This window comes from Streptomyces sp. AM 2-1-1 (assembly GCF_029167645.1).
Taxonomy (GTDB): Bacteria; Actinomycetota; Actinomycetes; order Streptomycetales; family Streptomycetaceae; genus Streptomyces.
The window spans coordinates 1,524,301-1,538,072 of sequence record NZ_CP119147.1 but is presented as its reverse complement, the minus strand read 5'-3'; the positions used below and the strand labels follow the sequence as shown (position 1 = coordinate 1,538,072).

Below are 13,772 nucleotides of genomic sequence, written 5' to 3'. Positions count from 1 at the left end.
CACCATGCAGCTCTCGGACACGCCCGACCACAAGAACCTCGAGAACCTGAGAATAGCCATCGTCGGAGCGGGGTACGGCGGTGCGGCGGCGGCGAAGGCACTGAGCCTGCTCGGCGCCGACGTCAACGTCTACGAACAGGCCACCAGCATTCGGGAGGTGGGCGCCGGCATCGGCCTGCGGCCCTCCACCATGAACAGGTTCCGTGCGTGGGGCATCTTCGACGCCATCGCGAAGGTCAGCTCGCCCAGCGACCGCTTCGAGATCCTCACCGCCACCGCCGAACCGATCATGCAGGAGCCCTGGCCGGTCGCCGGCGACCAGACGCAGACCCACCTGATCCATCGGGGCGACTTCATCGAGGCCCTCCTCGGCGTCCTGCCCGAGGGCATGGTGCACCTCGGGCACAAACTGGAGTCCGTCACGGAGAAGGACGACGGCTCCGTCCTCACCTTTGCCAACGGCGTGAGCGTCGAGGCGGACCTGGTCGTCGGCGCCGACGGCATCAAGTCGGTCGTCCGCAAGGAACTCTTCGGAGACCGGGGGCCGGTCTTCTCGGGCGAACACGCCTACCGCGCGGTCATCCCCGTCGACGCCTGTCACGGGATGGCCGTCGACGACAACCTGCGCATGTACATCGGCCGGGGCACGAAGGTCTACCTGCTGCCGCTGCGCCACCGCGACCAGGTGTCCTTCGACGTCACCGCCCTCTGCCCGGACAGCACATGGTCGCCCCAGATCACCAAGGACGACCTGCTCGCGACCCTCGACGGCTTCGACGAGCGCCTGGTCAACATCGCCCGCGACCTCGACATGGACACCGTCAACGTCCGGGCCGTCTACGACATCGACCCCGTCGACACCTGGCACACCGACTCCGTCGTACTCGTCGGCGACGCCGCCCACTCGATGCTGCACCACCAGGGCCAGGGCGCCAACTCCGCCATCGAGGACGCCGGCGCGCTCGCCGACGCGCTGCGCTCGGCGGACACCGTGAAGGAGGCGCTGGCCCACTACCAGGCCATTCGCAAACCGGTGACCGACGAACTCCAGCGCATCTCCCGCCAGGGCTGGAGCGAGGAGGAGATCCACGAGGTCTTCCCCGGCCAGAAGCCCGCCGCTGCCACCGCAGCCTCCCAGGACTGATCAGGACCGACACCATGACCCTGCACCCCGAGATCGCCCGCTTCCTCGCCACCCTGCCCACCCCGCCCGAAGGACCGCTCGACCCCGTCGCCCTGCGCGCCGCGGACGAGGCGCACGTCGCCCCCCTCGCCGAACGCCTGCCGCTCCACGCCGTCGAGGACCTGACCGCGCCGACCGCGCTGGGTGGCGTACCCGTACGCGTCCACACCCCGACCGACGCCGAGAGCCACGGCCTGCTGGTCTACTTCCACGGTGGCGCCTTCTTCCTCGGCAGTCTGGAGACGCACGACCACGTCGCCCGCTCGCTGGCGAAGGAGACCGGCCTCAAGGTCGTCTCCGTCGGCTACCGCCTCGCCCCCGAGGCGGCCTTCCCCGCCGGACTCGACGACTGCTACGCCGTCGTGCGCTGGGCCGCCGAGGAGAGCGCGGACCTCGGCTGGGACGGCAGAACCCTCGCCCTCGCCGGGGACAGCTCCGGCGGCACCTTCGTCGCCGCCGTGGCGGCACGGGCGCACGACGACGGCTTCCACCGGATCACCCACCAGGTCCTCTACTACCCGTCGCTCGACCTGGACTTCGACGAGGACCGCTACCCCTCGCTGCGTGAGAACGCGGTGGGCTACGGCATGGAGACGGCCGGGCTGAAGCCCTTCAACGCCTTCTACCTCGACAGCGGCGCCGACCCCGCCGACCCGCGCGTCTCGCCCGCCAAGCGCGCGGACCTCACCGGTCTGCCGCCCGCCCTCGTGGTCACCGCCGCACACGACCCGCTGCGCGACGAGGGCGAACTCCACGGCCGCCGGCTCCGCGAGGCCGGGGTGCCGGCGACGGTGAGCCGGTACGAGGGCGCGGGCCACGGCTTCGTACAGCACTTCTCCTGGCTCCCGGAGTACCGCCGGGTCTTCGAGGAGACCCGTGACTTCCTCCGGTCCGAACCGAGCTGAGCCTCCGCCCGGCCGGCCCCCGTACGTGTACCGAGAGTGAGCCATGACGCACGAAGCCACCGTCCATCCCCTGGTCTCACCGTGGGGCCGGTTCGGTCTCTACAGCTTTTACATCGACGCCCACGAACCCGCGATCGTCGACACGGGTATCGCCACCTCGCCCGCCGAGGGGATGGCCCCCGCCCTGAAAGCGATCGGCCGACGCATCGAGGACGTTCGCTGGATTTTCCTGACGCACGGCCACATCGATCACGTGGGAGGGGCGTTCGCGCTCTGGGAGCTGACCGGACGGCGTGCGCAGGTGGTGATCCACGAGGCCGACGCGCCCATGCTCCGCTCCCGGCGGGCCCACGTGGAGGAGTACCTCGCGGGCCGGGGCGCCTACGTCGGCGACCCCGAGGGGGAGGCGAAGGTGACGGCCGCCACCCACGCCGTCATCTCCGGCGAGATGGAGCCCGCCCTGCTGGTCAAGGGCGGCGAGACCCTCTCCCTCGGCGGCACCACCACCGTCACCGTGCACGCGATCCCGGGCCACACCCCCGGCTCCGTCGCCTACGACCTGGACCGGGGGCGGGCGGTATTCGTCGGCGACGCGGTCCAGGCCCACGGCGCCGCCAACGGCTTCCCCGGCTACACGGACCCGGCCGCCTACCGCACGAGTCTGGAGCACCTGTGCGACCGGGTGCGCCCGGAACACCTCTACCTCGGCCACCCCTACCGGCGCGCCGACGGTACCCCCTACGGAGTCGAGCTCGATGCCGCCCAGGCCGAGGAGGCGATCACCCAGAGCCTCGCCGTCGAAGCCCGCATCGCCTCGGCCGCCTGCGACTGCCTGCGGGCCGGTCTCGGCAGGACGGACTCGCCGTACTCCCCGTTCGCCCCCGCCGCCGACCGGCTCGGCTACACCGGCGACCCCACTCTCGAACCCTCGCCGTTCTTCACCTCGATGCACGGCTACCGCACCCATCCCCGCCCGACCCCGCCCGCCCAGACCCCACCCGACCCGAACGTGTGACACAGGAGCGACCCCTCATGACTGATTTCCAGACGATCCGGGCGGGCGAGCGGACGATAGCCGTCCGGAAGGACGTCCGGGTCCCGATGCGGGACGGCGTCGAACTCGCCGTGGACGCCTACCAGGACCAGGACGAGAAGCCCCGTCCGGCGCTCATCGCGATGAGCGCCTACGGCAAGGAGCTCCAGGCCCTCGCCCTCACCATGCCGCCGCAGCGCCGGCCCAGCCCCATGTGGGACGGCTGCATCGAAGCCGGGGACATCGTGCGCGTCGTGGAGGAGGGGTATGTCCACGTCATCGGCGACGTGCGCGGCACCGGCGACTCCGGCGGCACCATGATCGGCAACTACAACTTCGGCGGTGTTCCGCAGGGCCAGGATCTGTACGACCTCGTCGAGTGGGTCGCCGCGCAGCCGTGGTGCGACGGCAACGTCGGCATGATCGGCATCTCGTACTTCGGCTCCATGCAGGTGCTCGCCGCTGCCGAACGCCCCCCGCACCTCAAGGCGATCTTCGTCAGTGGTGGCCACTTCGACTTCTACGAGACCACCTACCACGGCGGCGTCATGTGGTTCATGCCGCGTGCCGCCCGCGAGGGCCGGGGCGGTGACTCCGGCATCGCGCACACCAATGTCACCTCCCGCATGCAGGCGCTCCACTCGCCCGAAGAGCTGAAGAAGCGCGTCGACGAGCGGCTGAAGGATCCGGACGTGGCGGCCTGGCCGAACCTCGTCCACGTGCTGAAGTACCCGAAGAACCGAGAGTTCTGGTTCGACATCGTCATGAACGAACTCGACGGCGAGTGGTACGAGGAACGCAACCCGGTCAACCTCGCCCGGGACATCGACATCCCGGTCTACCTCCAGATCGACCAGGGACGCGGCTGGACCGTGGACGGGCACATCGAGCTCTTCGACGTCCTGAAGGGCCCGAAGAAGCTGGACATCGGCTCCTACCCGCCGATGCAGTCGCGCCCCTGGGTCGAGGAGCACGACACGATGTTCCGCTGGTACGAGTACTGGCTCAAGGGCGTCGACAACGGCATCATGGACGAACCCGCCGTCAGCGTCTTCGTGGAGGGCTCGCGCGAGGTGGTCACCGCCGAGCAGTGGCCGCCGAAGGAGGTCGAGTACACCGCGCTCCACCTGCGCCCCCGGCACAAGCTCTCCTTCGCGCCCGAGCGCATGGGCGTCGAACACGCCGCTCCGGACGGCTTCTACCAGGCACCGCTCACCGTCACCGACCGGGTGGAGATCCTGGACTGGTCCACCGAGCCGTTCGAAGAGCCCACCGAGCTGATCGGCGCAGGCGCGGCGCACCTCTTCGTGGAGATCGACCAGCCCGACACGAACCTCATTCTGCGGTTGTGGGACGAAGCCCCGGGCGGCAAGCGTCAGTTGATCACCTCGGGCTATCTCAAGGCCTCGCACCGCGAGCTCGACGATGAACGCACCACCGAGGGCAACCCCTACCACCCGCACACCCGCGCGGTCCCGGTCGAGCCCGGAGCGATCGAGGAGTACGTGGTGCGGCTCTACCCGTTCGCCACCACCTTTCGCCCTGGCCACCGCCTCGTCACGGAGCTGTCCAACGACGAACCGCTCTCCGACGCCCACAACGCACTGCTGCCGCCGGACGCCTTCCACCTGCCGGTCGGCCGCCCCGTCACCCACAAGATCTACCGCGACGCCGCCCACCCGTCACGGCTCGTGCTGCCGTTCACGGTGAGGTGACGGCGGTACCCGCACTCCGTCGACGGTTCGCTCGCCCCCGTACGGCCGGAAGCCGGCACCCCCTGTGCGGTGGGGTGCCGGCTCCCGGCTTCTCCGGGCCGTTCCGTCCGCCCGGCCGAAGTGACCGGAGGCGCCCTACGGGAGCGGGGTGCCGCCCGTGGCGTTGACGATCTCGGCGGTGATGTAACTCGCCTGCGGCGAAGCGAGGAAGACGTACGCCGGCGCCATCTCGGCGGGCTGGGCGGGCCGGCCCAGCGGGGACTGCTTGCCGAACTCCGTCGTGTCCGGCATCGTCGCGGGGATCAGCGGCGTCCAGACCGGACCGGGCGCCACCGCGTTGACCCGGATGCCGTCCGGCGCCACCATCTGCGCGAGGCCCTGCGTGAAGGTGACGATCGCCCCCTTGGTCATGGCGTAGTCGAGCAGGTGCGGGCTCGGCTTGTACGCCTGGACCGAGGCGGAGTTGATGATGCTGCCGCCCTTGGGCATGTGGGGCAGCACCATCTTGGAGAGCCAGAACATGCCGTACAGGTTCGTGCGGACCACCCGGTCGAACTGCTCGGTGGTGATGGCGCCGATGCCGTCGGGCTGCGACATCTGGTACGCGGCGTTGTTGACTAGGACGTCGACGCGCCCGAACTCGGTGACGGCCCGCTCGACGAGGCTCCGGCACTGCTCCTCCTCACGGATGTCGCACGCCACCGCCACCGCCCGCCGGCCCGCCTCCTCGACCAGCCGCACCGTCTCGGCGGCGTCCTCCTCCTCGGACTCCATGTGGGTGAAGAGCACGTCGGCGCCCTCCCGCGCGAAGGCGAGCGCCACGGCCCGCCCGATGCCGGAGTCCCCGCCCGTCACCACCGCCTTGCGGTCGGCGAGGAGCCCGTGGCCCCGGTAGGAATCCTCACCGTGGTCCGGCGGTGGATCCATCGGACCGGTCCAGCCCGGATGGGCCTGCTCCTGCTCCGGGAAGTCGGGCCGGGGGTGCTTGGTCACGGGGTCGCCGGGGCGCTGTTCGTCGTTCGACATCCGCAGTCTCCTGGTGTTCGGAAAAGGTGGACCCTGGATGAGATGCACCTGTTCCGGAAAAGCTCCCCGAAACCGGGACGGCGAATCCGTACGCTCCGCACACTGGTCCAGGTGCGCCGTCGCGACTTATCCGTCGGCCCTTACCACAGAGCCCGTACGCATGCGGTGAACGACGCCCCTCGGAGCCGTACGACCTGCGTATTCCCCACTGCCGTGGCGCGCGGCGTACACACGTGGACGCAGCGCCGGATGGTGCAGCGCAGGTGTTTGTTTCCCAGGTGGGGGGAACGCGTAGAGCGTCGATGACGCCCCTGCCGGTGCGTGACCGCATGTGCGTGTGGCCATGCCCGCCACCATGGATCGGAAAGCCGTGAGCGAAAAGAAGAACCCGGTGACCGCCGCCGCCGAGAAAGTAGCGAAGAAAGCCCAGGAGGTCATTCACCCTGGAAATGAGATTCCCGGAGCCCCGGGCCCCGAGGCCGTCCCGGTCGAGGAGCCGACGAAGGTACGCGAGCCGCTCCTGGCCAAGAACGACCAGCGCGGACCGGAGACCTACAGCCCGACCGGGCAGGCCACCGGAGCCCCGCAGAGCAAGGTCGCGCAGGACGGTGCGTACCTCACCACCGCGCAGGGCGCGCGGCTCTACGACACCGACCACTCCCTGAAGGCGGGGCCCCGCGGACCGGTGCTGCTCCAGGACCACCACCTGCGGGAGAAGATCACCCACTTCGACCACGAGCGCATCCCCGAGCGGGTGGTGCACGCCCGGGGCGCCGCCGCGCACGGCGTCTTCCGCGGCTACGGGGCCGCCACGGGGATCACCAAGGCGGCGTTCCTCGCCGAGGGCGTCGAGACGCCGGTGTTCGTCCGCTTCTCCACCGTCCTCGGTTCGCGCGGCTCGGCCGACACCGTCCGCGACACCCGGGGCTTCGCGACGAAGTTCTACACCGAAGAGGGCGTTTTCGACCTGGTCGGCAACAACATCCCGGTCTTCTTCATCCAGGACGCGATCAAGTTCCCCGACATCATCCACGCGGGCAAGCCGCACCCGGACCGGGAGATCCCGCAGGCGCAGAGCGCCCACGACACGTTCTGGGACTTCGTCACCCTGCACACCGAGGCGACCCACCACACGCTGTGGAACATGTCCGACCGGGGCATCCCGCGCTCCTACCGGATGATGGAGGGCTTCGGCGTCCACACCTTCCGGCTGGTCAACGCGGAGGGCGCCACCACCCTGGTGAAGTTCCACTGGAAGCCGAAGCTCGGCGTGCACTCCCTGGTGTGGGAGGAGGCGCAGATCACCGCGGGTGTCGACCCCGACTTCCACCGCCGCGACCTCGCCGACGCGATCGAGGCGGGCGCCTTCCCGCAGTGGGAGCTGGGTGTCCAGACCTTCCCGGACACCGAGGACCAGATGTTCGAGGGCATCGACCTGCTGGACCCGACGAAGATCGTGCCCGAGGAGCTGGCGCCGGTCCGGCCGATCGGCCTGATGACCCTCAACGCCAACCCGTCGAACTTCTTCGCCGAGACCGAGCAGGTCGCCTTCCACCTGGGCCACCTGGTGCCCGGCATCGACGTCACCGACGACCCGCTGTTCCAGGGCCGGCTCTTCTCCTACCTCGACACCCAGATCAGCCGGCTGGGCGGTCCCAACTTCGGTCAGCTGCCGATCAACCGCACCCACGCCCCGGTCAACGACATGCTGCGGGACGGCATGCACCAGACCGCCGTGCACCGCGGAGTGGCGCCCTACCGCCCCAACTCCCTCGACGGCGGCTGCCCGTTCCTCGCGGGTCAGGACACCGGCGCCTTCATCGAGGTGCCCGTGCAACTCCCCGCCGCCCGGAAGGTGCGGGACGCTCCGGCCTCCTTCGACGACCACTTCAGCCAGGCGCGGCTGTTCTACCTCAGCATGACCCCCACCGAGCGCGAGCACATCGCCGCCGCCTACACCTTCGAGCTGGGCAAGTGCTGGGAGGAGTCCATCAAGGTGCGCGGGCTCCAGGTCCTCGCCAACATCGACCCCGACCTCTGCGCGGAGGTCGCGGCCGGTCTGGGCCTTCCCGCCCCCGGGCCGAGCGTCCCCCTGGCGTCGGTCGAACCGAGCCCCGCGCTCTCCCAGATCGGGCAGAACTGGCCGGTCGACGGCCGGATCATCGGCATCGTCACCGACGGGACGGACGACCTCGACGGGGTGCGCGCGGTGCGCCGCACGATCCTCGATGCCGGCATGGTCCCGCTGGTCATCGCCCCGGCCGGCGGCAAGCTGGGCCGGGGGGACGACGCGGTGACCGTGCAGCGCACCTTCGCCACGGCCCGCTCGACCGAGTTCGACGCGATCCTGCTGGCCGGCGCGCCGGGCCCTGCCGCAGACAGCTACGGCGCCCGTGACGCCAAGACGGACGACGCCACCGCGGCCGTCACCGCCATCGAGCCGCGCCTGCTGCTGATGGTCGGGGAGGCGTACCGGCACGGCAAGGCCATCGGCGCGTGGGGCGACGGCGTCGACGCCCTCGCGGCGGCGGGGCTCCCCGCGGGCTCCCCGGGTGTGGTGACCGGCGAGGCCGCCCCCCAGGTGCTGGAGACCGTCACCTCCCTGCTCGGCGCACACCGCGCCTGGGACCGGTTCACGCCCGCTCTCTGACAGGCCGTACCCGGGGCGGCGGACGGACGAGCCGCCCCGGGCCACGACCGGGAGTGGCGGCACGCGGCGGGGCGGCCGTCCGTGCCCCACTCCCGCGGCGGGGCGCGGCGCGCCGCAGCGGCCCGCCGTTCCCCAGCCGCGCGTTCCTTTCCACCGCCGTACCGGAAGGCCGACCATGGACCACTCCGAAGCTCCCGTTCTCGACGCTCTGGCCGCGTACCGGGCCGAGGACCAACTGCCGTTCACGCCGCCCGGCCACAAGCAGGGCAGAGGGGCGGATCCGAGGGTCCTCGAGGTGCTCGGAGAGGCCGTCTTCCACGCGGACATGCTCGCGGTCTCCGGGCTCGACGACCGGACGATGTCGGGCAAGGTCATCGAGCGGGCCGAGGAGTTGATGGCCGACGCCGTCGGCGCCGACCACACCTTCTTCTCCACCTGCGGCAGCTCCCTCTCGGTGAAGGCGGCCATGCTCTCCGTCGCCGGCCCGCACCAGAAACTGCTGATCGGCCGGGACGTCCACAAGTCGGTGGTCTCGGGCCTGATCCTCGCGGGGATCCGCCCGGTCTGGGTCGATCCGCAGTGGGACGCCGGCCTCCACCTCGCCCACCCGCCGGCCGCCGATGCCTTCCGGGCCGCGTTCGAGGAGCACCCCGACGCACGGGGGGCCCTGGTCACCAGCCCGACCCCCTACGGCGCCTGCGCCGACGTCGGAGCCCTCGCGGAGCTCTGCCACGAACGAGGCGTACCGCTGATCGTCGACGAAGCGTGGGGAGCGCACCTGCCCTTCCACCCCGACCTGCCCACCTGGGCCATGGACGCCGGAGCCGACGTCTGCGTGACCTCGGTCCACAAGATGGGTTCCGGACTGGAACAGGGGTCCGTCTTCCACCTGCAGGGCGACCTCGTGGCCAAGGACGCCCTCGCCGCCCGGGCCGACCTCCTGGACACCACCAGCCCATCGGTGCTCGTCTTCGCGGCCCTCGACGGGTGGCGCCGCCAGATGATGGAGCACGGCCGCGCACTCCTGGGCGACGCCCTCTCCCGCGCCCACCGGGTCCGGGCGGCCGTCGACGGGATCGAGGGCCTGCACGTCCACGGGCGCGCCGACTTCTGCGGCGACGGGCTCGCCGCCGACATGGACCCCCTCCAGATATACGTGGACCTGAGCGCCCTCCCCTTCAACGGGTACGCCGCCGCCGACTGGATGCGCCGCAACCACCGCGTCAACCTGCACACCTCGGACCACCGGCGCGTCAACGCCCAGCTGACCCACGCCGACGACGACACGACGGAGCGGCGCCTCCTCGACGGCCTGCGCGATCTCGTCGCGCACGCCGACGACCTGCCGCCCGCACCGAAGATCAGGGTCCCGGCCCCGGGCGGCCTCCGGCTCCGGCAGGCGACCCTTCCCCGCGACGCGTTCTTCGGCGACGTCGAGGAGGTCCCCGCGGACCGGGCCGTCGGACGGGTCTGCGCCGAGATGCTCACCCCCTATCCGCCCGGCGTCCCCGCCGCCCTCCCCGGCGAGGTGCTCGACCGGGACGTCGTCGACTACCTGCGCGACGGCGTCCGCGCCGGGATGCTCGTCCCCGACGCCGCCGACAGCACGCTCGCCACCATCCGCGTCTCGGTGCGCGACGTGGACGCCGACTGACGGGGCCCGCCGGCCGCGGGCTTCCCGTACTCCCCAGGTGCGCGACGTGGACGCCGACCGACGGGGCCCGCCGGCCGCGGCCTTCCCGCACTCCCCACCGCGCCCTCCGCCCCCACCGCCCCGCCGCTCCACACGGCCCCGCACCGCTCCTCGCCGACCGGGGCGCGACCTGCCCCGGCTGACGCGTATGTCCCCGTATGGATCCCCCCAGTAAGTGCACTGCGTCGATCCGAGCTATCGAACGGGTGGCCGCCTCCGCGCGGCCCCCGGCAGAGTTCGCAGGGTGGACAAGGCGGAAGGGGAGACCGTGAGGCGTGGGCCGGGAACCGGTGTGACCATTGACGACCTCAGAGCCGAGCTCGACGCGATCGACGAGCGGTTCCTGGAAGAGCTGCGTGCCCGGATCGAGAAGTGCGTGGAGATCGGTTACTTCAAACGCGACAACGACGTCCCCATGATGCAGCCGCACCGCATCGGCATCGTCCAGGAGCGCGCCGCCCGCTTCGGCGCGCGCAACGGCATCGACCAGGACTTCCTGCGCCGACTGTACGACCTGATCATCGAGGAGACATGCCGCGTCGAAGACCTGGTGATCGGAGGGGCGACGGCATGAGAACCCTGCTGATCGACAACTACGACTCGTTCACCTACAACCTCTACCAGTTGCTCGGCGAGGTGAACGGGGAGCCTCCGGTCGTCGTCAAGAACGGCGCCGACTGGGCGCGGCTGCGGATCGAGGACTTCGACGCCGTCGTCATCTCGCCCGGCCCCGGCCGCCCCGACCGTGAGCGCGACTTCGGGATCAGCGCCCGCGCGATCACCGAGAGCGGGCTGCCCACCCTCGGTGTGTGCCTCGGCCACCAGGGCATCACCCACCTGTTCGGCGGCACGGTCGGCCTCGCCCCCGAACCCATGCACGGTCGGGTCTCCCCGGTACGCCACACCGGCGTCGACATCTTCGCCGGCCTGCCGAGCCCCTACGACGTCGTGCGCTACCACTCCCTCGCCGCGACCCGGCTCCCCGACGAGCTCGAAGCCATCGCGTGGACCGAGGACGGCGTCGTCATGGGCGTGCGCCACACCTCCCGGCCGATCTGGGGCGTGCAGTTCCACCCCGAGTCGATCAGCAGCGAGCACGGCCGCGACCTCCTGCGCAACTTCCGCCGCCTCGCACTCGACTTCCAGGCGGCCCGGCGCACGCACCCCCGCTACGAGGTGCACGTGCGCCGCCTCGACATCGAGCCGGACACCGAGGCCGCCTACCGCGCCCTCTTCGCCGACGACGACCACGGTTTCTGGCTGGACAGCGGAATCGTCCTCGACGGACTGTCCCGGTTCTCCTTCCTCGGCGACGGAAGCGGCCCGCTCGCCGAGCACGTCGCCCACCGGGTGGCGGACGGCCACGTCACCGTCCGTACCCCCGGTCGGCCGGACTCCGACGGCGAGATCGTCGCCCAGGGCTTCTTCGACTACCTCGACGAGCAGCTGAAGCTGCGTGCCGTCCCCGTCCCGGACGGCGTGCCGTTCGAGTTCAACCTCGGTTACGTCGGCTACCTCGGCTACGAGCTGAAGGCCGAGACCGGCGGGCAGGCGGTGCACAAGTCCGTCACGCCGGACGCCGAGATGCTCTTCGCCGACCGCATGATGGCCGTGGACCACGCCGACGGCGCGACCTACCTGCTGGCACTCTCGGCCGACGGTGACGACGCCGACGCCCTGCGCTGGCTCGAGCACACCGAGGAGACCCTGCGGGGGCTGCCCCGGCACGACACGGCCCAGAGGCCCGGGGAACTCCCCGCCATCGGCATGAACGACCCGGCCGCCGACGGAACCGTCCAGCCGCGCCACGACCGCGAGGCCTATCTCGACCGGATAGCCGAGAGCCTGGAGCAGATCCGGCAGGGGGAGACGTACGAGGTCTGCCTGACCAACACGGTCGAGCTGGACGCCGTGATCGACCCGCTGACCACCTACTCCCGGCTGCGCAGGATCAGCCCGGTGCCGTACGGCGCACTGCTCGACTTCCCCGGAGCGGCGGTGCTCAGCGCCTCGCCCGAGCGGTTCCTGACGATCGGTACCGACCGGATCGCCGAGTCCAAGCCGATCAAGGGGACCCGGCCGCGCGGCGCGACCCCCGCCGAGGACGAGGCGCTCCGTCAGGACCTGCTCACCCAGGAGAAGGACCGCGCGGAGAACCTGATGATCGTGGACCTGATCCGCAACGACCTCAACGTCGTGTGCGAGGTCGGCTCGGTGCACGTCCCCAGCCTCTTCCACGTGGAGACCTACGCCCCCGTCCACCAGTTGGTCTCCACCATCCGCGGCACGCTGCGCGCGGAAGAGACGGCGGTCTCCTGCGTCCGCGCCGCGTTCCCGGGCGGCTCGATGACGGGCGCGCCCAAACTGCGCACCATGGAGATCATCGACCGGCTGGAGGAGGGCCCCCGGGGCGTCTACTCCGGCTGCCTGGGGTGGTTCTCGCTCAGCGGCGCGGCCGACCTGAGCATCGTCATCCGCACCCTGGTGGCCGCGGGGGACCGGCTCTCCTTCGGCGTCGGCGGCGCCATCGTGGCACTCTCCGACGCCGAGGACGAATTCGAGGAGACCGTCGTGAAGTCCCGCGCGGTCGTCACGGCCGTGCTCGGCACCATGACCGGTCCCCGGAGCGGGGAGCAGGCCGCCGACGGACCGCCCGGGAGCGTCTGGTGACCGCCGGCCGGGCCCTGGTCGTCGGGGGAGCCGGAGCCGTGGGCGCGCTCTTCGCGGAGCGGCTGCTCGGCTCGGGGAGCGAGGTGACCGTCGTCGACCCGGCGGGCACCGGAGGGCCGCCCGGCGCCCGCCGTACGACCGGTGACATCACCGCCGTCGACGAGGCGCTCGCCGCCGAACTCGCGGCCGCCGACCTGGTCGTGCTGGCCGTACCGGAGACGGTCGCGCTCGCCGCCCTGCCGCACGTCGCCCGCCATCTGCGCGCCGACGCGGTGCTGGTGGACACGCTCTCCGTCAAGCAACCCGTCACCGGGGCCGTGCGGACCCACGCCCCCGGGATCCAGGCGGTCGGGCTCAACCCGATGTTCGCCCCCTCGCTGGGCTTCGAGGGCCGGCCGGTCGCCGCCGTCGTGATCAACGCCGGGGCCGGCGTCGAACGTCTGCTGGCACTGGTCGCCGACTGGGGGGCCACGGTGGTCCGGGTGGACGCCCGGGAACACGACCGTCTCGCCGGCGCGACGCAGGCGCTGACCCACGCCGCGGTCCTGGGATTCGGCCTGGCGCTGGGTGAACTCGTGCCGCAGGTGCGCCAGTTGCGGCCGGTCGCGCCGCCGCCGGCCAACGCGTTGCTGGCCCTGCTCGCACGGATCGCCTCCGGCACGCCGGAGGTGTACTGGGACGTCCAGCACGCCAACCCGGAGGCCGCCGCCGCCCGCAAAGCGCTGGCCGACGGCGTCCGCCGGGTCGCCGACGCCGTGGAGAACGGCGGAGAGGACGGCTTCGGACGCGTCCTCGACGACGTGCGCGGCTACCTCGGCGCGGACCTCGACCCCCTGGCCGCCTCCTGCGCCCACCTGTTCACCCGGCTCTGACGGACACCACACCGCCCGCCGGCCC

General features: G+C 71.4%; 10 protein-coding genes. 9 read left to right on the top strand and 1 reads right to left on the bottom strand.

Annotated features, from left to right (window positions below; translation table 11 throughout):
- The first annotated feature begins 4 nt into the window (after positions 1–4).
- Genes PZB77_RS06440 through PZB77_RS06425 form a run of 4 tightly spaced genes read left to right on the top strand, consistent with a single transcriptional unit; the run spans position 5 to position 4,836 of the window.
- Positions 5–1,144 (top strand): FAD-dependent monooxygenase, encoded by a 1,140-nt coding sequence (locus tag PZB77_RS06440; RefSeq protein WP_275491600.1) that lies wholly within the window; start codon positions 5–7, stop codon positions 1,142–1,144.
- A 14-nt stretch (positions 1,145–1,158) separates the two neighbouring features.
- Positions 1,159–2,088: an alpha/beta hydrolase gene (locus PZB77_RS06435; protein ID WP_275491599.1), complete on the top strand. Its 930-nt coding sequence runs from the start codon at positions 1,159–1,161 to the stop codon at positions 2,086–2,088.
- A gap of 43 nt (positions 2,089–2,131) precedes the next feature.
- Positions 2,132–3,103 carry an MBL fold metallo-hydrolase gene (locus PZB77_RS06430; protein WP_275491598.1) on the top strand — a complete coding sequence of 324 codons (972 nt, stop codon included), beginning with the start codon at positions 2,132–2,134 and terminating at the stop codon, positions 3,101–3,103.
- Between the two features lie 17 nt (positions 3,104–3,120).
- Positions 3,121–4,836: a CocE/NonD family hydrolase gene (locus tag PZB77_RS06425; protein WP_275491597.1), complete on the top strand. Its 1,716-nt coding sequence runs from the start codon at positions 3,121–3,123 to the stop codon at positions 4,834–4,836.
- Positions 4,837–4,971: 135 nt separating this feature from the next.
- Here PZB77_RS06425 and PZB77_RS06420 read toward each other — a convergent pair whose 3' ends face one another.
- Positions 4,972–5,862, bottom strand: a complete 891-nt coding sequence (locus tag PZB77_RS06420; RefSeq protein WP_275491596.1) for a glucose 1-dehydrogenase — start codon at positions 5,860–5,862, stop codon at positions 4,972–4,974.
- Positions 5,863–6,232: 370 nt separating this feature from the next.
- Here PZB77_RS06420 and PZB77_RS06415 point away from each other — a divergent pair, with 370 nt between their 5' ends.
- The 5 genes from PZB77_RS06415 (at position 6,233) to PZB77_RS06395 (ending at position 13,747) form a co-directional block, all read left to right on the top strand.
- Positions 6,233–8,512, top strand: a complete 2,280-nt coding sequence (locus PZB77_RS06415; protein ID WP_275491595.1) for a catalase — start codon at positions 6,233–6,235, stop codon at positions 8,510–8,512.
- A 175-nt stretch (positions 8,513–8,687) separates the two neighbouring features.
- Positions 8,688–10,166 carry an aminoacid decarboxylase gene (locus PZB77_RS06410; protein ID WP_275491594.1) on the top strand — a complete coding sequence of 493 codons (1,479 nt, stop codon included), beginning with the start codon at positions 8,688–8,690 and terminating at the stop codon, positions 10,164–10,166.
- A gap of 331 nt (positions 10,167–10,497) precedes the next feature.
- Entirely contained in the window at positions 10,498–10,779 is a 282-nt protein-coding gene (locus PZB77_RS06405) for a chorismate mutase family protein (RefSeq protein ID WP_275491593.1), read from the top strand.
- The gene (gene pabB / locus PZB77_RS06400; RefSeq protein ID WP_275491592.1) at positions 10,776–12,875 is read left to right on the top strand and encodes an aminodeoxychorismate synthase component I; all 2,100 of its coding nucleotides are present in this window, start codon (positions 10,776–10,778) and stop codon (positions 12,873–12,875) included. Before PZB77_RS06405 ends, pabB begins: the two co-directional genes overlap by 4 nt.
- Complete coding sequence (locus tag PZB77_RS06395; RefSeq protein ID WP_275491591.1) at positions 12,872–13,747, top strand: prephenate dehydrogenase/arogenate dehydrogenase family protein; 876 nt, start codon at positions 12,872–12,874, stop codon at positions 13,745–13,747. Before pabB ends, PZB77_RS06395 begins: the two co-directional genes overlap by 4 nt.
- Positions 13,748–13,772 lie beyond the last annotated feature (25 nt).